The following is a 19,392-nucleotide window of genomic DNA, read 5'->3' as shown; positions in this document are numbered from 1 at the left end:
CAGGGATTTGCAGCGACATGGCAGAGCCACTTGGAGACATAGCCGACAGTCAGACCACTCGCCGCGTCATGGTCTCGCCTCAACAGCGCCCTTCATCGCTCAGCGAGCGGCAAGGCTGGCGGGCAGCGAAATATCCGCATTGCGAGGGGCAGGTGAATGACCTGCATCCCTGGCGGGACGCGCATCTGACGCGGTGTGATCTAGAGGTGTCACGCGCCTATCACGGCCAGCATCAGTTTCATGAGGGCCTCTATCTCTGCCTGGTGCTGGAAGGACGATTGACGCTATCAGGCCTGGACGGCGTGGGGATCGACTTGTTCGCGGGGCAAGGGGGGATCTTCCGCCCGCCGAGTACGCAGTCTGCACCAGCGACGCTGAAAAGCTACCATCCTCAAGGCCGCCTGCGTTGTATCAGTTTGTACCTGGAGGATGAGGCCAGTCAGTCCCTACAGGTGCGGCGGGGTCTGGCGAACTGGGATGCATTGCCGTGCGCGCGTCATTCTCAGCCGCTGGGCTGGACACCGGGGCGCTGGCTTCATCAGCAACTGGATGAACGTGTCAGAGCCCCTGATGGTGAGGGACCGCGAGGAGATTCCGATACGCCGGCGTTCACCGCCTGTGAGGGCGATATGCTGGAATGGCAGGGGATTGCGCTGCAGTTGTTGGGCGCGGCGCTCAAGCGCCGCGCTGGTGAGGCGCAGGATGTACCGGCGTCTCCCGCATCGTCATTAGTGTCCCCATCGCGACCCCACAGCGTCTGTCGACACCTGGAGGCGGTACGCCAGCGTCTTGCCGCCGTGCCGCATGGCGCGTACTCGCTGGAGGAGCTGGCACGGGTGGCCTGCATGAGCCCCTCCGGCTTGCGCCAGAAGTTTCGCCAGGCCTTCGGGCAGTCGCTGGGCAGTTATCAGCGTGAGTGTCGCATGCGGTGTGCCGAGCAGGCTCTGCGACGTGGAGTGAGCATTCAGCAGGTGGCGCATCAAGTGGGGTATGCCCATGCCTGCAACTTCGCCACGGCCTTCCGGCGTCATTTCGGGGTGTCGCCACAGGAGGCCCGCGCCAGGTTTCATCGCGTCGATTGAGCCGCAATGGTGACGAGCACCTGAAAGCGAGCTTGAGATTGTCACAATACGCAAGCGGGCACCTCATGGGTGCCCGCTTGCGTATGTCGTACTCGAAGGTTCAGTGCTGCATCTTGCTGGTGATGCAAGCTGGTCTTACAGGAAGGGAATCATCGGCAGTACCACGTCATCCAGCAAACCTGTCGGGTAGTACAGGTTCATTGCCGCCTGCATGCCGAGCAGGAAGACTGCCACGCCCAGCGCGAAGAGTCCTGCGAACAGCGGCGACTTGCGTGCAATGGTGAGCTGGAAGCCCAGGCAGAACAGCACGGCGGTGGAGACGAAGCCCAGCAGCGCACTGATACCGATCAGTCCGAAGAAGCCAAGTACCACACCCACTGCCTTGAAGGCCGGTTGCTGGACGCGAATCATGCCACGACGCCAGCCATTGAAGACCACGGCGATCACCGAGAGCAACGTGATGAAGGCGGCCAACGTCGGGAAGGCCTTGCCCAGTGGCATCAGGTCCTTGACGTCGTAGAGAGCCCACAGGGCGGCTGCGCCCATCATCAACAGCAGCAGGAAGTCGACGCCACCGAAGCCACGCGATTCCAGCACATCCTCTTCCGGCGACGGCGCAGTCTCGACCACTTCATGGGTCTGGCGACGACGCATGATCGCCTTGCGGATCACCGGCAGGAAGAAGGCCAGCAGGATCAGGCCGAGGATGATCAGTACGCCCGGACGCAGGAAGGCTTCGGCGCCGTGGAACTGCATGCTCTGGTAGAAGTAGTTCTCGGCACCCGGGGCCAGCACGAAGCCGATCAGGAAGGCCGGACGCGACCAGCCAGCACTCTTGAACAGCACACCGATCATGCCGATCATGCCCAGCGCGGCCCAGTCACCCAGCGAGCGGCTGGCCTGATAGGCAGCGAACAGGATCAGCACGGTGATGGCAGGGGCCAGAATGGCGAAGGGCACACGCGTCAGCTGCGCGACCGGACGCGCCAGCATCAGACACAGGCCCGCGCCCAGGATATTGGCCAGCGCCAGTGACCAGATGATGGTGTAGGTCATGTCCAGATTGGTGGTGATCATCGACACACCGGGTTCCAGACCCAGCAGCAACAGCCCACCCAGGAAGACCGCCGCCGTGCCGGAGCCTGGCACCCCGAACAGCAGTGTCGGCACCATGGCACCGCAGGCGCAGGCATTGTTGGCGGATTCCGGCGCGATGACGCCGCGGATGTCACCCTTGCCGAACTGGCTCGGGTCCTTGGCGGTCTTGACCGCGAAGCCGTAGGTGATCCAGTCGACCACGGAACCCGCCAGACCCGGAATGGTCCCGATCAGGCTGCCGATACCGGCACAGCGCGCGACCAGCCACTTGTTCTTGACCACATCCTTGATGCCGGCAGACCAGCCCTTGCCCAGGTCGGTGTTCCCGTTCTTGGCGATACTGCCACGTCCCAGCAGCAGCTCGACGATTTCCGGCAGGGCGAAGATGCCCAGACCCAGCACGATCAGTGGCACGCCGTCGTACAGATAGTCGATATCCAGGTTCATGCGGTACTCGCCGGTCGCCGGTGCGGCGCCGATGGCACCGACCAGCAGGCCGAGGCCGCAGGCTGCGGTGCCCTTGAACAGGTTCTTGCCGGACAACACCGCCACCATCGTCAGGCCCAGCAAGGTCAACACGAACAATTCGGCTGACGAGAAGGCCAGTACGAGGGGGCGTGCGACGAGGATGAAGCCGGTCAGGATGATGGCGCCGATCACTCCACCACACAGAGAAGACAGGAAGGCACTGGTCAGCGCGCGGGCTGCCTGGCCCTTCTTGGCCAGCGGGAAGCCATCCAGCACCGTGGCTTGCGACGCGCTGGAACCGGGAATGCCCATCAGGACAGAGGCGAAGGTATCACCGGTAGGAATGACCGCGACCATGCCCATCAGCATGCCCAGGGCGTAGCCCGGGTCCAGTCCATAAAGGAAGGGCAGCAGCAGGGCCATGCCGGCGATGCCGCCTAGGCCGGGAATGATACCGACCAGCAGGCCGACGAAGATGCCGATCATCATGAACAGCAGATGCGTCAGCGTGAAGACGTGTCCAATGCTGGACAGGAGAGTGTCGATCATGGCGTTACTCAACCTCTTGTTCTTCTCTAGATGCTTCTCTAACACTCAGAGGCGGTGCCGGGGAGAGCATGGTGAGGCAGGGAGTGAAAGGCTCACGGGGCTGCTGGTCGGCAGCCCCGTGAGTGGGTCCCCATCACACCCGGGGATCAGGCCGTTACGGGTGTGATTGCGCGCCTCAACGAGATTGCAGGCGGATATTGTGGCGTTCCATCAGCCAGTTCTTGACCCATTCGTGCTCGGCTTCGCTCAGCTGCATGGCTTCCTGTAGCTGGGTCGCGGCGGCCTTGCCGACCATCAGGCCATAGGGCCCGACCTTCTCGGCGGCATCCTTGAGGAACTCGGGGTCCTTGGCCAGATCACGCGCGGCCTGGCGATAAAGCTCCAGCAGCTCCGGGTCCACGTTCTTCGGCACCAGCAGCATCTTCTGCATGGCGTAACCGGAGGCGAAGAACTTGTGGAAGATCTGGTAGGCCTCGTCGTCACGTGAATGCCCCTCCTGGGCCAGATACAGCTCGGAGAAGGTCGGCAGGTCCGGGAAGGACGGATCGCGCTCGATATGGCCTTCGTCATCCATCACGCCAAGGCTGAACAGCGGTACGGCCTGGCCGGCGTCGACCAGCGGCGTGACGTTGCTCTTGTAGGCGGAGGTGGTCTGGAAGTCGAGGGCGACTTCGCCACGTTCGAAGGCCAGACGGCCTTCACCACGGCTCTTCATGCCGAAGACCGGGTCGACCTGGAAGTCGAGCAGATCGAAGGCCATCAGTACCGGCATCTCGAGCCCGGTCGGGTTCTGGCCGGCGAACTTCACTTCCTGGGAGGCGAGGGCCTCGAGCGCACTGGCGCTGTCCTTGCCCAGCGAGCTTGAGGCGTAGACGACACCCCCTGTCGGTGCGGCGAAGATCGGCTCCCAGTCGGCATAGTCATAGCGCACGCGACGGTCGCGCAGCATGGCCGGGTACTGGGTAGAGGCCGAGGTGACGACCATCTCGTCGCCGTCATCGCCGGCACGCTTGCTGAACAAGTTGACGCCGGTGATGGAACCACCGCCCGGGACGTTGTCGATGACGACAGCCGGGTTGCCCGGCAGGTCCTTGGTCACCCAGTTGGACATGAAGCGTGCCCAGACGTCTGTGCCGCCCCCGACACCGAACGGGACGGTCCAGGTCAGGGTGTCAGGGACTTCCGCCGCGGCGTGAACGGCTGAGGACAGTGGCATCAGGCCCATGACGGGCAGCATGAAGGCCAATGCGGTGGTACGGGCATGACGCTTGAGGGTCTGGCGCTTGGGGGTAGACACGATGATGGACATGGTCTGACTCCTGATTATTGTTGGAATGCGTTGTCGATCAGTGATGCGCTATCTGCATGGCGGCGCAGTCAGACTATTTCGTTTAGCGAAAATTCATTGTAAATCAATATGCTGCAGTGCCAGCTCGTTGCCTGTCGACGAACTCTTCGCTTCTGGCACTTGCCAGCGCGGTCGTCTGGCGTGTCATGCACGCTCAGGCATTTCCACCGAGTCGGGGAGGTTCAAGAACACCTCACCACTCATGATCTTGCGTGCCGTGCGCAGCAGAGACGCGCGGCTGGGGGTCATCGGGTCGGCATTGGCATGCTCGACCTCGACATCCAGAAATCCGGCGGGATGTTCCAGATGAACGTTTACCGCCAGGCTATCCGGTGCCAGAGTGCCGGCTGCGAGTGCCACACGATTGGCCAAGGTGCCCGGGATGCTGGTCGCAACGGCCAGCGTGATGGCCCCCGTGACGGCCAGGGCGCCATGGCAGCGATGCGGCACGAAGTAACGGGCGCATAGAGTGCCGTCCTGGGTGCGCGGGGCGGAGAGAATCACCGGCTTGGGCAGCACCGAGCCGCTGACGTCGCCCATGCCCATCAATTCTCCCGCCTTGAGGCGAATCTGCTCGAGACGTGCCATCGCCTCGCGGTTGGCATCCATCTCGGCCGGCGCTTCGTTGCCCGCCCAGCCCAGACTTGCCGCTTCGATCAGCACCACCGGCGTGGCGGAGTCGAGACAGGTCACCTCGACGCCATCAATCACGTCGATGACCTGGCCGCTGGGCAGCATCTTGCCGGTCTTGGCGCCCACCGCGCCGAGGAAGCCCAGCTTGATGGCGCTGCCGGCGCCGGGCACGCCACTGATGCGCGTGTCACCCTGGTAGGCCACCGCGCCGCCGGGCGTTGGCACCTGGCTGTCGATCAGCGTGCGGGTGTTGAGGTTGTGAATCCGCAGACGCGTCAGGTCGCCCTGCGGCGCAATCATGCCGGTCTCGATGGCGTAGGGGCCGACGGCGGCCAGCATGTTGCCGCAGTTGGGCGAGAAGTCGACCTTGTCGCCTTCTACGTCGACCTGAGCGAACAGGTAATCGACATCAGCTTCAGGATGACTGGGCGGCCCGACGAGGGCGACCTTGCTGGTCAACGAATTGCCGCCGCCCAGGCCATCGATCTGCAGTACGTGGCCGGAGCCCATGACCTGACGCAGAACTTCGCGACGCCCTTCGTCATCGGCGGGGAGGTGATCCAGACGCAGGAAGGGACCCCGAGAGGTGCCGCCACGAAGGATCATGCAAGGAAGTGAATGCATCATGTTGGAACGCGCTCCTGTCTGTTTGCGCCTTCATGAAGCATCACAGCCGATGATCTATGCATCAAATGCAAATAAAACCTATACTGTCATCATTGTGCGCATTAATCCGAAAACTGAAACAATAAGGTAGTTGCATGCATAGATTGGAGTTTCTGGATCTGTCGGCGTTCGTCGAGGTCGCCGAGAATCATTCCTTCAATGAGGCGGCAGAACGGCTGCATATTTCGCAGCCGGCGTTGTCGCGCCGCATCCAGAAACTGGAGGAAATTCTGGGCGCCAAGGTGCTCGAGCGCACCACGCGAAGAAGTCGTTTGACGCCCGTTGGGCGTGATTTCCTGCCAAAAGCCCGCAAGTTGCTCGAAGATTATGAGTCGTCGCTGGTCGGCGTCCGCGAGCTTGCCACCCACCGCAAGGGGGTGCTGACCATCGCCTGCCTGCCCACGGCAGCCTTCTACTTCCTGCCCAGCGTGGTGCGCGAATTCAATACCGCCTATCCCGGTATCCGGATTCGCATCCTGGATGTCAGCGCCAATGAAGGGGTCGAAAGGGTGGTTTCGGGAGAGGCAGACTTTGGTATCAACATGGTCAGTGCCCACCATCCGGCGGTGGATTTCACTTCCATCTATCGTGATCCCTTCGTGCTGGCCCTGCGTCGAGACCATCCTCTTGCACAGAAACAGCACGTGGAATGGAGCGACCTGGATGATGTGCGCCTGATCACGGTCTCGCGTGACAGCGGCAACCGCATTCTGCTCGACAACACCCTGCTGTCCGCCGGCCTGCATCTGGATGGCTTCTACGAAGTGCAGCATCTTTCGACGTCACTGGGTCTGGTCGAGAGCGGGCTGGGCGTCGCCATCCTGCCGTCGATGGCCATGCCGGGGCCGGAACACGAGGTGCTGTGTCAGCGTGAACTGCCCGAACCGCGCATTGACCGCACCATTGGCCTGCTGCGGCGGCGCGGTGAATCCCTGTCGCCGATCGCGGAACTGTTCATCGAGATTCTGCTCAAGCGCTGGAACTGAGTCGCTCGTCTAGGGTGAGGGGGCCAAGGCCACAATGGAGAGCAGAGTGGCAGGTACCTCTCGCCAGGGTTGGCGTGGCGTGGCCTAGTACATAAGATGGTTGTGTATAAGACATTCATGTTTCACGGCAAGGCCGATGAAACCGTCTTGATGTCGCGTGGTCAGCTGCCGTCGGGTGGCGGTGAGGGTCTTCTCTTCATCGCTTGTCTCTGCGGCCATTGACGATGTAGCGTCTTGCCTAACACAAGGATGTACATGCCCATGAGTACCCGCACAGCCACTCACGCTACCTCTCGTCAGACGGCCCTCGCGCTGGGCCTGGCACTCGGGCTCGGCAGCGCGCTGACTGTCAGCGCAGACGAGCCGATGGCGGCCGATGATACGGGCAAGCGCGCGCCGCAGGGTGAACATACGCTCAAGCGTGCCCAGCTGGTCAGCTTGATCGAACAGGGCCGGCAGGAGCTGGCGCCGGACTTCAATGGCTTTCTGACCCAGGTTGCCGAACGCAATTCCCAGGACACGGCCGTCAGGGCTGCCATCGAGCAGTATCAGGCCGGTGAGACGCTTGAGGGCGATGCCTTCGTCAACATCTATCGTCTGCTGGGGGTCTACAACCGTCTGCAGTATGGCGATGACGTCCAGGCGCTGCTCAAGGAAATGGTCGCGATCCCGACCGCCAAGGTGGGGGAGAAGCCGCAATTCGAGAACCCGGAAATCGCGCGCTTCGGTGAGTTGATCAAGGCGCGCGCCGAGGCGTTTGGCCTGACATTCCGTAACGTCGACAATCGCGTCTTCGAGGTTGAGCTCGAGGGAACTGGCGATGACGTGTTCGGCATTCTGACCCACGGCGATGTGGTGCCGGCAGGCGAGGAGGGCTGGACACTCGACGACGGCACCCATCTTGACCCGTTCGCGATGACCGAGATCGACGGCAAGCTCTACGGGCGCGGCACCGAAGATGACAAGGCCTCTATCGCCGCGGCGCTGTATGCCATGAAGTCGCTCAAGGAGAATGAGGTGCCGCTCAAGCGCACCATTCGCCTGATGATCGAGACCACGGAAGAGACCGGTGGTGATGGCTTCGAGTACTACAAGGCCAGAAATGACCTGCCGGAATACAACATCGTGCTCGATAGCGGTTATCCGGCGATCACGGCCGAGAATGGTTTCGGCACCATCGATGCGCGCTTCCCCTTGACGCCCAAGGCGGGCGAGGTCTCATCTGATCAGGCAGTCGACGCTCTGCCGACGATCACCGACTTCAAGGGCGGCCTGGCGACCAACCAGATTCCGGAGCGCTCCACCGCCACGCTGCACGCGGCTGACGCAGCGGGCGCCAAGGCGCTCAGTCACAAGCTTGAAACGCTCGGCAGCCGCTACGTCAAGGAGCATGGCCAGGACTTCAGCGTCGCCAGTGAGGTGGAAGGCGAAGAGGTCAGCGTGACAGTGACCGGCAAGTCGGCCCACTCCTCGGCGCCGGCCAACGGCATCAATCCTGTCACACGGCTGGCGGGCCTGCTTGCCACCTCCGGCATCGATTTCCATGACAATGCCTATGAAGATGCCATCCATTACCTGAACGACAACTACGGGCTGGACTATCACGGCAAGCAGCTGGGCATCGCGTATTCCCATGATTTCATGGGGCCGCTCAAGGTGACGCCGACCTTCTTCGCCAAGGAGGAGGATGCGCTGCGGGTCGCGGTCAATGTGCGCGCGCCCGCCGGTGAGAAATCACCTGAGGAATTGAGCCAGACGATTCAGGACAAGCTGAGCGCCTATGCCAGCGAGCAGGGCATGGACATGACGCTGAACGTCGAGATTCGCGACTGGATGCTGCGTGATCCCAGCGGTGCCTGGCTGCAGACGCTGCTCAATATCTTCGGGGATACCACCGGCATGAAGGCCGAGCCGCGCTCCTCCGCGGGCAGCACGACCGCCAAGCTGTTGCCCAATGCGATCAACTTCGGCCCGTCCATGCCGGGCGAGACCTATACCGGGCATACCTCCGAGGAGTTCAAGCGGGTCGATAACCTGATGCTCGACATCCAGATGTTCACCGAGATGATGGCGCGTATCGGCAATCAGGATTCGCTCAAGTAACGGGGCCGGCTCACGGGGCCGCGTTCATATGAATCGCCTTTTGCAAGGCGTATTGAAATAGCCCCTTTGATAGCTTTTTGAAATAGTCCTTGGAAATAGTTCCTGGAAATAGCCTGTTGCCTGGATGACAGGCATCACAGCCAACGCCCGCCACCGCCCTGATGAAGGGGCAGTGGCGGGCGTTGTCGTATGTGAAGGTCGCCGGTCAGCCAGTGCGGCCGCGATCTCACCTCGCGCGGTAGGGCTCGGCGGGATGCGCGGTAGGGTAGGCATCCATATAGGCAGCGGCTGCCCGCAGCAGTCGCACGTCATCGTGCTTGCCGCCTGCCAGCTGAAAGCCGACGGGCAGCCCCTGAGACGTGAAGCCACAGGGCACTGACGCCGCAGGTTGGCCGCTCAGGTTGAAGGGGTACGAGAACGGTGCCCATTCCTCCCAGTCATGCATCTGGCTATCCGGGGGTACCTGATGATTCAGGGCGAAGGGGGTGACGGCGACGCTGGGTGTCAGCAACAGGTGGTAATCCTGATTGAATTGCTCCAGCGCCTGGGTGATCCGGTAGCGCTCCTCAAGCGCCTTGAAGAGATCCAGCGACGACCATTCGCGTGCACACATGGCATTCTCGACCAGCCCGGGATCGAGCTGTTCACGCTGCTGGGCATCGCAGTCATCCCAGAGCCCCAGCGAGGCGGTGAACCAGATCTTGCGAAACGTCTCGAGGCTTGCCTCGACCGGGGGATCGACTGTCACGATGTCCGCGCCAAGGTTCGTCAGACGCTGTGCGGCGCGCTCCACCAGGCTTGCGATCTCGGGGTCGACCTCGACAGACCCGAAACATGGCGAGTAGGTGATGCGCAGTCCTGCCAGCGACTTGCCGATATCTGCGCCCCAATCCTCGGGTTGGCCGCGATTGGCGTAAGGGTCCCGTGCATCGTGACGGCCGATGACATTGAGCATGGCGGCGGCGTCACGGGGACTGCGGGTCATGGGCCCGATGCTGGACAGAAAGGCAGCCTTGGAGGGTGGCCACTGCGGTGTCCAGCCGAAGGTGGGCTTGAAGCCGAAGATGCCACTGAAGGCGGCAGGGATACGGATCGACCCACCGGAGTCTCCGCCCTGATGCAGCACGCCAAGATTGAGGGCGGCGGCGGTAGCCGCGCCACCGGAAGAGCCACCGGGAGTCAGTTCGGTATTCCAGGCATTGCTGGTGGCGCCATGCACGAGGTTGTCGGTGACGGCCTTCCAGCCGAACTCGGGGGTGTTGGTCTTGCCCAATAGAATCGCGCCTGCCTCACGCAAGCGCCTGACCGGCGGCGCATCCTGCTGGCATGGCGCGGCCGTCGTGATCAGAGAGCCAGCTCTCGCTGGCATGCCGGCAACATCGGTCAGGCCTTTCAGTGAGGTAGGAATGCCATCGAGCGGACTCAATGGCTTGCCGGTCTGCCAGCGCTGCGTGGATTCACGCGCCTCCTCCAGCGCCGTGTCATGCGCGACATGCACATAGGCATTGACGAGCGGGTTGAGTCGCTCGATACGATCGAGCACCGCTCGGGTCACCTGTAGCGGGTCGAACTCACCGCGTTGATACCCGCGTGCCAGTTGCTCGGCGTCCAGCGCCGTCAGGTCATCCTTGGCAGTATGGGGCGAAAGATGTTGAGGAAATTCGACGTCACGCATGGCGGCTCTCCTGCTGCTGGATGGCGATATTATTGTTGAGGACAGTCATCTGTCTCTCCTGCATGGCCTTGGGTCAGAGAGGGGGAACTCAAGGCATCGCGAGGCTTGAAAAGGGCGAAGGAGGGCCGCATGGCCTATGGAGAGTGACAACAAGCGGCATGGTCGAGCTCATGGCAGCCGACCATGGTTCACGATATTCGCCCAGAGGGAGGATAATCATGCCAGCCAAGTCCAAGGCACAGCAGATGGCAGCCGGGGCAGCACTGTCAGCACGTCGTGGCGAGCAGAAGGTCAGCGAACTGGATGGGGCCGCCCGCTCGATGTATGACTCCATGAGTGAGGAGGAGCTCGAGAAGATGGCCTCGACACCACGTGAAGACAAGCCGCGACACGACAATCAGAGCTGAGCCCTGCGGGATGCCCATTGCGGCTTCCTGACGCGATAGCTGAAACGACAAGGCCTGGCAATTGATTGCCAGGCCTTGTCGTAGATGCATGTCGTTGGTGCGTGTCGTGGCTTGTGTCGCTGATTCGCCGCTGGCCTCAGCGGCTGTCGTTCAGGCTCTCATGCGGCGGCTGGTGGGACTCGCTGTCGGGCGGGGTCGGGCCACCGTTGGCCTTGGGGCTGACATCGGGCAGCGGAATCTCGGCGCGCTTCCGGCGGCGCTCCTCAGTGCTGATGCCCAGGCGCTCATCACGGCGCTTCATCAGCTCCTCGTCGATCTGACCGTCACGGGTGAAGGCCATCATCAGCTGCGGGATACCGTAGGGGAAGTCGTCGCGGTCGATCTGCCAGGTGTGGAAGGTCTTGCCGTAGGTGGTGACGAGGTCCTCGAAGTAGCTGCGCTCCGCCAGTTCCGGAATCCCCGGGGCCACCAGGATGCCGGACTTCACTTCATAGTGATGACTGTGCCAGAGCGGCTTCTCTTCCTCGGGCAGCTGCTCGTAGCGCTCGGCGCTGATGATGTATTCGATCCCGATCAAGCGGGCATCACTGCGATTGGAATCGAAGATCACGCATTGGTGCAGATCATGTTCCAGGTGGATGCAGAAGTGGCTGGCCTCCACCTGACGCCCCATGTCATCGGCGTAATGGTGGAAGCCATTGAGATAGGTACTCATCGCTTCCATCGGATACTTGCGCTGCATGACCTGCGAGGCCGCATCGAGCACCTGATGCTTCAGCGGATGGCCGCTACTGACCTTGCGAGCACTGTTGAGGCGTCGGCCCAGAAAGAAGGCGGTTGCCGCGGCGGCGCCGGCCAGAAGGCCCGTGCCGAAGCCGGACGAGTGTGAGGGATGTGAGCATGTGCGGGAATGGCGATGACGCATACTTCCTCCTGCATGGGTGTCTTGATAAGGCAAGAATTCCTGTCATGACGTTGCCATTGCAGTGCATTACCCTTGAGCGCGTCAAGTCACCTACCGACAGCCTTGCCTCGGAAAATCCTCGCCCAGGTCTGCTGCAGAGTGTCGGGATTGCTTTTCAGTTTTCTGCCCTCATCAATGAGGGATATCACTTCTTGTGGCCGCTCAATGCCTTGCGCGACAAGGTGTCTTGTTCATCACGTGTTTCGGCCATCTTTTCTCGAATTGGAGCTCGCATGAAGCAACTTATCTTTGATTGTGACGGTGTATTGGTGGATAGCGAGATCATCGCTGATGGCGTGCTCAAGGAAAAACTTCCCGTCTGGCTGCCAGACCTGGGGAGTGCAGAGCAGATCGAGCATGAGCTGGACCGCTGTCTGGGCATGATGACGCGCGATATCCTGCTGGACCTGGAAGCCCGCAGTCAGCACACGCTGCCCATGGATGCGCTCGACCAGGTACGCCATCTCGTCGATGCCCGCCTGGCCGACTCGCTCAAGGCCATGCCCGGGGTGCGCGAGACGCTGGAGTGGATTCGCGATCAGCGTCTGCCGTTGGCGATCGTGTCCAACAGCTCTGAGCAGCGCATGAAGATCAATCTCGAGAGCTCGGGGCTTCGTGGCATTCTCGATGAGATTGCCGCGGCCAATGGCGACGAGCAGCTGCCGATCTTCACCTCCGATGAGGTCATGAATCCCAAGCCGGCGCCGGACCTCTATCTGCTCGCCCTCAAGACGCTGGGACGCTCCGCCGAGGAATGTCTGGTGGTGGAAGACAGCCGCACGGGAATGCAGGCAGCCGTGGCCGCGGGCCTCAAGGTCGTCGGCCATCTGGGTGCCAGCCACATCCCGCCGGGTCACGCCGAGGTGCTGCGGACCACGGGCGCCTGGCAGGTCATGCAACACTGGGATGAATTCAGCCGCCTGTGCGCTGATGCCGGTTTCGTGGCCAATGAAGAAGCCATCAGCCAGTGAGGTGTTGCACTGATATGTGCGCTGACCGCTCAGCTGGCATGTCTTGAAAGACGAATGCTGCTTACGTGGTTTCCTGATTCTTGTCATCGGTGAACAGCTTCATCGATGACAAGTCTTCATTCTCTGTTGCAAGCCCTGTCACAAGGCCAAGACTTGTCCTCGACTCATCCGGCCTTGCACATTTCCTCGAGTTTTCCCTTCTGTTAGACAATTCTGCAAACTATCGGTATTTTTACGCGATTCGCGTTATTTATCGTTACCTATGCGCTGTCATGGGTAACTAATACCTGGGTTGCCTGATGATCAATGCATTCATTCGAAGCGATACTTTCGAGAATAAGGGCTATTGGCTGCGCAAGCATGTTGCGTGGTTCAGCCATCGCTACAATGCGCATTATGGAATCGCGCAGCTGTCGCCACAGAGTCCACGTTACCAGGTAGCACGGGATTCACTCGCAGAATTGCAGCGTGCGGCGTCATTGGGGCCCAACCCGGGGGCGGCGACTCAGTCACAAGTCCAACCCAAGATAATCTGGATGTACTGGGATGCTCCGCTGGAATCAGCACCGGAAGTCGTACGTCTGAGCGTCAGGTCTTGGCAGGCGCTGAATCCAGACTACGAAGTGCGACTGCTCAGTGATGACAATATCCAGCAGGTACTTGGCTTTGATTTCCTTGCTGCCTTCGAGCTGTCGACGGTCAGGTTGAACCCTGCCATCAAGGCGGACGTATTGCGGCTGTATCTATTGAGTCGCTACGGGGGAGTCTGGGCTGACAGCACGACGTTCTGCCTGACGCCATTGTCGGAGTGGTTGCCTGTGGCAATGAGTGAACTGGGCTTTTTCACCTTTCGTCAAAGCAAGGCGCCCGCCAGGCCGATGGAGGTCTGGTTCATTGCGGCGGTGCAAGGACGGGAAATCGTGACCCATACATTGGGCCTGTTTCTGGAACATCTTTTCTTGCACCGGCGCAGTGCGATCTTCATTTCCAATCGTGCCAAGAATCACGCGAAGCTGGGGGTCGGGCGCCAGCATCCTGAGCTGCTCTATGCGGATTTTGTCCGCCGTGCCGAGCGCTTTGGCTTCATGCCGTATTTTTCGTTCAGCTATTATCTCAATGACAGCTTGCGGGAATACCTGACCTCGGCGGATATAGAGCGCTTCATGTCGCTCGAGAATCGCTACGTAGGGAATGGAGAGGAGTTTGAAGCATTCCAGGAGGCGCTGGTATCCAAGCAGACCTATAAAAGAGATTACCAACAGCGTCCCGTATTTCTGAAGCGCAAAGACTACCTTCTGTCCCTGCTGGCTGACACCAAAGAGGCTGAGCCTCGTGTCAGCGTGAGCTCTGCTTCAGCGTGAAACTTGGCTGGTTAAAATTCTGGTTAGAGTAAATTCTGGATAGAGTGAGTACTGAATAGGGTAAAAGAACAAGAGCCTGTGGCCATTGGCTGCAGGCTCTTTTGGCTTGTCATCCGCCCCCCCATCATTTGAAGGCCCTCAGCCTGGTGGGCTCTCGCCAAGGTGCCTGTGTCCGTGAAGTCGCAGGCTCTGGTATCTTCCCTGGCATCGTGAGGCTATTCCTCACTTGAAACAGATACGCGTGCCCCAGGCGAGCAGTTCTTCCTGATTGAGGCTGCGCGATTCGACCCCGATCATTTCATCTCCCCATTGATCCGCCCAGGTCAGCACGCCGTGGCTGATGCCGCGTGCGCCCATCAAGTCGCGTATCTCACCGGTACCCTTGAACCAAAGCGCGCTGTGATCATTGCGCGTCAGGTCCGAGATGCCGTGGCAATGATGGATTCTCACCTTGTAGATGCCATCCAGTGACATGACCTCGACCACCGGCACCATGCCGTGCTGCAGTGCGCGTGCCAGCGACTCGAGTGTCATGCTGGTCTCGTCCTGGTGGGCGAGCGGCTGATCGGCGAGCTGGCTTGGGGGTAGTGGGGTAGCAGGCGACGCGTGGGTGGGGGTCACAGCGGTGCGTGGCGGGTGTGTTGCAGTAGTGGGGGCAGGCATCGGGAATGTCCTCAGTGGGATGTCATGTCGGCGGTGAATCGCGTTTTATAACTATCGTACAAGTAATGTAGAGGTTATCTGGCGATCTCGCCATCGTGACTGGCCAGCTTGCCCGGGACTTCCCGTCTCTCTGCTCCTTCGTTACTGTCCTTCCAAGGCCTGCGCTGTCTCTCTAAGGTCTGCACTGTCCTTTCAAAGCCTGCACTGACCTTTCAAAACCGGCTTTCTCCTTCCACGCGGAGGCTGTGGCCCGGCTGGGGCAAACGCTTACCTGTACAGACAGTGACAAATTTTCCTGTGCTGCTGGCGTCGTCTGCCCTTGAAGTTCTGGGGAATCAGGTTCATGTCTAGAAGGCACTGCGAATATTCGTTGGCGATACGCTACTCGTTTCTCGCTGGTGCGCGATCCACCTCACCGCTGTCACAGCTCACAGGGAGTAGCGATTTATGACATCTGGAGGAAAGCGCGTATTCAGCGCGTCGGTCATCATCATTCTGGGGCTGGTCGCATTGGGGGCAGGATTCCCCACCCGTTTCGGTGAATTGGCAGATCAGGCGCTCGGCGCCGTGACCAGCATGTTCGGCTGGTTCTATCTGATATCCGTATTTGGTTTCGTGATCTTTCTCATCAGTCTCGCGTTGAGCAAGTATGGCAAGATCCGGCTCGGCCCGCAGGATAGCCGGCCTTCCTATACCTTCTTTTCCTGGGTCAGCATGCTGTTGGCAGCAGGGTTTGGCGTCGGGCTGGTGTTCTATGGCATGGCGGAACCCATGCAGCACTATCTGAAGCCGCCGTTCGCCGATATGCCGGGCGAGACGCCCGAGTCTGCGCGCTATGCCATTCAGTATGCCTTCTTCAATTGGGGCGTCCATCAATGGGCTGCCTTCTCGGTGGTCGGCCTGATCATTGCCTATTTCCAGTTCCGCAAGGGACAGGCGGGTCTGGTGTCCTCGGTGCTGTCTTCCGTGACGGCCAAGCATCCCAAGGTGCGCCGCTACGGCCCGGTGCTGGATGTCTTTGCGGTGGTGGCGACCGTGATGGGGGTCGCGACATCGCTGGGCCTGGGCGTGTTGCAGATGAATGGGGGGCTGCACTTCGTCTTCGGCGTGGAAGAAGGCTGGCAATGGCAGTTCATCATCATGGGCGTGATGTTCTGTGCCTACATGGCCTCGACCTGGTCCGGGCTCGACAAGGGCATCAAGCGCCTGTCCAACCTCAACATGAGCATCTGCATCGCGCTGATGCTGTATGTGCTGTTCACCGGCCCGACGCTGGACATTCTCAAGACGATCACCCTGGGCATCGGCGATTATCTGCAGAACTTCATCGGCATGAGCCTGCGCATGTCGCCCTATGACGGCAATGACTGGAACAGCTCCTGGACCGTCTTCTACTGGGCATGGGTCATCGCCTGGTCGCCGTTCGTCGGCACCTTCGTCGCGCGTGTCTCGCGTGGCCGCACCATCAAGGAGTATGTGGTGGGCGTGCTGATCGTGCCGCCGCTGCTGGCGTGCCTGTGGATCGGTGTCTTCGGTGGCGCGGCGATCAACATGGAGCTGGCCAGTGATGTCGGTCTGGCGGCCGCGACGGATGCCAACATCACGTCTGCCTTGTTCGAGATGTTCGACCTGATGCCCTTCAGCAGCGTGCTGTCGGTGGTCGCGATCATGCTGATCTTCATCTTCCTGGTGACCTCCGCCGATTCGGCGTCCTACATCGTGGCACAGATGACCGACGGCGGCTCGATCAATCCGCCGCTCTACAAGCGTATCGCCTGGGGCGTGCTGATCGCGGCCATTTGCTTGACGCTGATCTCGACGGGCGGTCTCAAGGGCTTGCAGTCAGCCTCGGTACTCTCGGCCTTGCCGTTCACCTTCATCATCTACGGCATGATCGTGGTACTGGTGAAGGAGCTGCGGGCTGATCGTCGCCAGATGCTCAGTCAGCTGTATCGCCGTCATGGTGAGACACCGGTCGGTGCGGATATCTTCGAGGCTGACAGCCTGGCCGAGGAAGATCGCATCCGCCGTGCGCCGGACGTCAAGAATCGTCGCGTGAACCCGCGCGATCATCATTGAGCCGAGTCGAGGCATGAACTTATCGACTTGAGCTCATTGCCTTCAGCTCATGACGTCAATGCGTGTCTTCACGGCAGGCTCAGAACGACAAGACGCCGCTCACAGGAGATGTGAGCGGCGTCTTGTCTTGGCAAGCCAGTCAGCGTGAAGGGGCTCACGTCATTGACTGGCGGCCGGCGACCTCGGCGAGTATCTCGTAGCTCTTCAGGCGGTCGGCATGCTCATAGAAATCCGAGTTGAACATCAATTCGTCGGCCTGGGTCACCTCCAGCAGATGCTCGAGCTCGCTGCGAATGCGCTCAGGCCCGCCGATGATGGCAGCGGCCAGATTCTGACCGACCATGGCTTCCTCGCGTGCTGACCAGTCCAGTGTCTCGCGTGGGGGCAGGGCGCGCGTGCTCTTGCCGCGGATCAGATTGAGGAATTTCTGTTGCTGGGTGCTGGCCAGGAAACGGGCGCGTTCATCGCTGTCGGCGGCGATCAGTGGCAGTCCGAGCATCACGTAGGGCGCATCCAGCACCTCGGAGGGCATGAAGTTCTCGCGATAGAGCTTGATGGCCTCCAGCATGTAGCCGGGGGCGAACTGGCCGGCGAAGGCGAAGGGCAGGCCTTTTTTCGCTGCCAGGCGTGCGCTGTAGTCGCTGGAACCCAATAGCCACAGGGGGACATGAGTACCTTGCCCCGGCATGGCCTTGACGCGCTGACCGGGTGAAGCCTCGCCCAGATACTGCTCGAGTTCGGCCAGGCGCTGAGGGAAGTCATTCACGCCGGCGGAAGGGTCGCGGCGCATCGCCTGCATGGTGATGCCATCGGAGCCCGGCGCGCGGCCAAGTCCGAGATCGATCCTGTCCGGGTAGAGCGTGGCCAGGGTGCCGAACTGTTCCGCCACCACCAGCGGGGGATGGTTGGGCAGCATGATGCCGCCCGAGCCGACCCGCAGGCGGGAGGTCTTGCCCGCCACATGGCCGATCAGCACCGAGGTCGCGGCACTGGCGATGCCATCGATGTTGTGATGCTCGGCCAGCCACAGGCGATGAAAGCCCAGAGCTTCGACATGCTGGGCGAGACTGACGCTATTGTGGAAGGTTTCAGCAACACTGCCGGTATCGCGGATGGGGGCAAGGTCCAGCACCGAGAGCGGGATCGTGCCCAGGCGTGAGGTAGGGGCTGTCGTCATGTGCGCTCCTGATAGCGGATTGGCGTGCAGAGAGCAGCTGGGGCGTGGCCCCTATAGGCATGTGGCTGGTCTGCTGAATGGCGTCCAGCATAGTGGACAGCCGCGTCTCTGACAGCGCCTCGCCCCTTCATTTCACTGTTTCTGATATGGCATATATGAGGCGGTCGATGTGTCATGCCATTCACGGTGGTCAGTCACCCTGGGGCAGGTGAAGCCCAGGGCAGGTGAAGTCCAATGCAGGCGAAGCCCGGGGCAGGTGAGGGTCTGCAACGTGTACAGGAGGCGGACATGAACGGTTTGCAGCACAAGCAGCGCCGCAAAGGCATGGGGCTCATGTTGATATGCCTGGTGCTCATCGGCCTGGGCGTTGCGGTCCAGCGCGACATCATCGTGCTGGACCGCTGGATACCCGCTCACTATCTCCCGTGGGAGCCACTGCAATTGGAGGACCCGCCCGGCATGGTGACCGGCTGGAAGCTCTCACGCTTGAACGAGAACCCGGCCGCCTGTCGCGCATTTCTCGAGCGGGAAGCCCCGCAACGGGTGACCTTCCTGCCGGACCGCCCCAGCAACAACGGCTGTGACCTCATCAACAGCGTACGCATGCATTCGGCGTCAGGCGCGAGTGGCGAGCAGGGTGTTCGCTTCAACCAGTCCTTCATTGCCAGCTGCCCGCTGGCGGTGAGCTGGCTGCGCTTCGAGCGCCATGGGCTCAAGTCAGCGGCGCAGGAGGTCATGGGGAGCGAAGTGACGCAAGTGTCCCATGTGGGCAGCTACGCCTGCCGCAACATCTACGGACGAGAGAACGCACGTCGCAGTGAACATGCCACTGCGGATGCGCTGGATGTCACAGGCTTCACGCTGGCGGACGGCCGTCAGGTTCGCCTGCCGCGCGACTGGACGGCGCCCGAGGATGAAGATGCCCCGGGCCGCTTCCTGCGTGCAGTGCAGGACGCCGCCTGTGAGAGTTTCGGTACCGTGCTGGGGCCGGATTACAACGCCGCCCATCGTGATCACTTCCACCTCGGCACGCGGGGCTGGCGATTCTGTCGCTGAGCAATACTTAATGCTGCGTCGGGCAAGAGTGCGGCAATGCGGACATCCGCGCACGCTGTCAGTGGGTCATTATTGGCTCGGCGTGATAAAGGGGACTCATGTTTGC

The 19,392-nt window shown here is 61.1% G+C and carries 15 protein-coding genes; 8 read left to right on the top strand and 7 right to left on the bottom strand.

Features of this window, described 5'->3' with window-relative positions:
- Positions 1–17 precede the first annotated feature (17 nt).
- Positions 18–1,082, top strand: coding sequence for an AraC family transcriptional regulator (locus tag NH396_RS03705; RefSeq protein ID WP_253061761.1), 1,065 nt, complete (start codon positions 18–20; stop codon positions 1,080–1,082).
- Between the two features lie 135 nt (positions 1,083–1,217).
- On the opposite strand, the gene NH396_RS03700 is transcribed toward NH396_RS03705, so the two are convergent.
- The 3 genes from NH396_RS03700 to NH396_RS03690 form a co-directional block, all read right to left on the bottom strand.
- Entirely contained in the window at positions 1,218–3,197 is a 1,980-nt protein-coding gene (locus NH396_RS03700) for a tripartite tricarboxylate transporter permease (protein ID WP_253061759.1), read from the bottom strand.
- A 175-nt stretch (positions 3,198–3,372) separates the two neighbouring features.
- Entirely contained in the window at positions 3,373–4,506 is a 1,134-nt protein-coding gene (locus NH396_RS03695) for a tricarboxylate transporter (RefSeq protein WP_253061757.1), read from the bottom strand.
- A 183-nt stretch (positions 4,507–4,689) separates the two neighbouring features.
- Positions 4,690–5,805 (bottom strand): 4-oxalomesaconate tautomerase, encoded by a 1,116-nt coding sequence (locus tag NH396_RS03690; RefSeq protein WP_253061755.1) that lies wholly within the window; start codon positions 5,803–5,805, stop codon positions 4,690–4,692.
- Positions 5,806–5,939: 134 nt separating this feature from the next.
- Between NH396_RS03690 and NH396_RS03685 the strand changes: the two genes are divergently transcribed.
- Together NH396_RS03685 and NH396_RS03680 are read left to right on the top strand one after the other, a co-directional pair.
- Positions 5,940–6,830: a LysR family transcriptional regulator gene (locus tag NH396_RS03685; RefSeq protein ID WP_253061753.1), complete on the top strand. Its 891-nt coding sequence runs from the start codon at positions 5,940–5,942 to the stop codon at positions 6,828–6,830.
- Positions 6,831–7,091: 261 nt separating this feature from the next.
- Positions 7,092–8,933, top strand: a complete 1,842-nt coding sequence (locus tag NH396_RS03680; protein ID WP_253061751.1) for a dipeptidase — start codon at positions 7,092–7,094, stop codon at positions 8,931–8,933.
- Positions 8,934–9,159: 226 nt separating this feature from the next.
- Here NH396_RS03680 and NH396_RS03675 read toward each other — a convergent pair whose 3' ends face one another.
- On the bottom strand, positions 9,160–10,608 hold the full coding sequence (locus NH396_RS03675; RefSeq protein WP_253061749.1) for an amidase: 1,449 nt from the start codon (positions 10,606–10,608) through the stop codon (positions 9,160–9,162).
- 218 nt (positions 10,609–10,826) lie between these two features.
- On the opposite strand from NH396_RS03675, the gene NH396_RS03670 reads away from it, so the two are divergent.
- Positions 10,827–11,015, top strand: a complete 189-nt coding sequence (locus tag NH396_RS03670; protein ID WP_131431876.1) for a DUF3008 family protein — start codon at positions 10,827–10,829, stop codon at positions 11,013–11,015.
- A gap of 136 nt (positions 11,016–11,151) precedes the next feature.
- On the opposite strand, the gene NH396_RS03665 is transcribed toward NH396_RS03670, so the two are convergent.
- The gene (locus NH396_RS03665) at positions 11,152–11,940 is read right to left on the bottom strand and encodes an OBAP family protein (protein ID WP_054555938.1); all 789 of its coding nucleotides are present in this window, start codon (positions 11,938–11,940) and stop codon (positions 11,152–11,154) included.
- A 272-nt stretch (positions 11,941–12,212) separates the two neighbouring features.
- Here NH396_RS03665 and NH396_RS03660 point away from each other — a divergent pair, with 272 nt between their 5' ends.
- Positions 12,213–12,950, top strand: coding sequence for an HAD family phosphatase (locus tag NH396_RS03660; protein ID WP_253061747.1), 738 nt, complete (start codon positions 12,213–12,215; stop codon positions 12,948–12,950).
- A 299-nt stretch (positions 12,951–13,249) separates the two neighbouring features.
- Positions 13,250–14,311 (top strand): capsular polysaccharide synthesis protein, encoded by a 1,062-nt coding sequence (locus NH396_RS03655; protein WP_253061745.1) that lies wholly within the window; start codon positions 13,250–13,252, stop codon positions 14,309–14,311.
- 222 nt (positions 14,312–14,533) lie between these two features.
- Here NH396_RS03655 and NH396_RS03650 read toward each other — a convergent pair whose 3' ends face one another.
- The gene (locus tag NH396_RS03650; RefSeq protein ID WP_043332181.1) at positions 14,534–14,845 is read right to left on the bottom strand and encodes a hypothetical protein; all 312 of its coding nucleotides are present in this window, start codon (positions 14,843–14,845) and stop codon (positions 14,534–14,536) included.
- 576 nt (positions 14,846–15,421) lie between these two features.
- On the opposite strand from NH396_RS03650, the gene NH396_RS03645 reads away from it, so the two are divergent.
- Positions 15,422–17,053 (top strand): BCCT family transporter, encoded by a 1,632-nt coding sequence (locus NH396_RS03645; RefSeq protein WP_054555939.1) that lies wholly within the window; start codon positions 15,422–15,424, stop codon positions 17,051–17,053.
- A gap of 154 nt (positions 17,054–17,207) precedes the next feature.
- Here NH396_RS03645 and NH396_RS03640 read toward each other — a convergent pair whose 3' ends face one another.
- Positions 17,208–18,230: an LLM class flavin-dependent oxidoreductase gene (locus NH396_RS03640; protein WP_253061743.1), complete on the bottom strand. Its 1,023-nt coding sequence runs from the start codon at positions 18,228–18,230 to the stop codon at positions 17,208–17,210.
- Positions 18,231–18,518: 288 nt separating this feature from the next.
- Here NH396_RS03640 and NH396_RS03635 point away from each other — a divergent pair, with 288 nt between their 5' ends.
- The gene (locus tag NH396_RS03635; RefSeq protein WP_253061741.1) at positions 18,519–19,286 is read left to right on the top strand and encodes an extensin family protein; all 768 of its coding nucleotides are present in this window, start codon (positions 18,519–18,521) and stop codon (positions 19,284–19,286) included.
- Positions 19,287–19,392: the final 106 nt, after the last annotated feature.

It is taken from the genome of Cobetia sp. Dlab-2-AX (assembly GCF_024124625.1).
GTDB lineage: Bacteria > Pseudomonadota > Gammaproteobacteria > Pseudomonadales > Halomonadaceae > Cobetia.
Note: the sequence above shows the minus strand (reverse complement) of the source record. Positions and strands in the feature narration are given on the sequence as shown.

What these genes read in the sequence shown, in the direction of transcription:
- NH396_RS03705 (WP_253061761.1), top strand. Translation starts at nt 18, where the DNA reads ATGGCAGAGCCACTTGGAGACATAGCCGACAGTCAGACCACTCGCCGC.
- NH396_RS03690 (WP_253061755.1), bottom strand. Translation starts at nt 5,805, where the DNA reads ATGATGCATTCACTTCCTTGCATGATCCTTCGTGGCGGCACCTCTCGG.
- NH396_RS03665 (WP_054555938.1), bottom strand. Translation starts at nt 11,940, where the DNA reads ATGCGTCATCGCCATTCCCGCACATGCTCACATCCCTCACACTCGTCC.
- NH396_RS03685 (WP_253061753.1), top strand. Translation starts at nt 5,940, where the DNA reads ATGCATAGATTGGAGTTTCTGGATCTGTCGGCGTTCGTCGAGGTCGCC.
- NH396_RS03680 (WP_253061751.1), top strand. Translation starts at nt 7,092, where the DNA reads ATGAGTACCCGCACAGCCACTCACGCTACCTCTCGTCAGACGGCCCTC.
- NH396_RS03635 (WP_253061741.1), top strand. Translation starts at nt 18,519, where the DNA reads ATGAACGGTTTGCAGCACAAGCAGCGCCGCAAAGGCATGGGGCTCATG.
- NH396_RS03675 (WP_253061749.1), bottom strand. Translation starts at nt 10,608, where the DNA reads ATGCGTGACGTCGAATTTCCTCAACATCTTTCGCCCCATACTGCCAAG.
- NH396_RS03650 (WP_043332181.1), bottom strand. Translation starts at nt 14,845, where the DNA reads ATGACACTCGAGTCGCTGGCACGCGCACTGCAGCACGGCATGGTGCCG.
- NH396_RS03700 (WP_253061759.1), bottom strand. Translation starts at nt 3,197, where the DNA reads ATGATCGACACTCTCCTGTCCAGCATTGGACACGTCTTCACGCTGACG.
- NH396_RS03655 (WP_253061745.1), top strand. Translation starts at nt 13,250, where the DNA reads ATGATCAATGCATTCATTCGAAGCGATACTTTCGAGAATAAGGGCTAT.
- NH396_RS03640 (WP_253061743.1), bottom strand. Translation starts at nt 18,230, where the DNA reads ATGACGACAGCCCCTACCTCACGCCTGGGCACGATCCCGCTCTCGGTG.
- NH396_RS03670 (WP_131431876.1), top strand. Translation starts at nt 10,827, where the DNA reads ATGCCAGCCAAGTCCAAGGCACAGCAGATGGCAGCCGGGGCAGCACTG.
- NH396_RS03660 (WP_253061747.1), top strand. Translation starts at nt 12,213, where the DNA reads ATGAAGCAACTTATCTTTGATTGTGACGGTGTATTGGTGGATAGCGAG.
- NH396_RS03645 (WP_054555939.1), top strand. Translation starts at nt 15,422, where the DNA reads ATGACATCTGGAGGAAAGCGCGTATTCAGCGCGTCGGTCATCATCATT.
- NH396_RS03695 (WP_253061757.1), bottom strand. Translation starts at nt 4,506, where the DNA reads ATGTCCATCATCGTGTCTACCCCCAAGCGCCAGACCCTCAAGCGTCAT.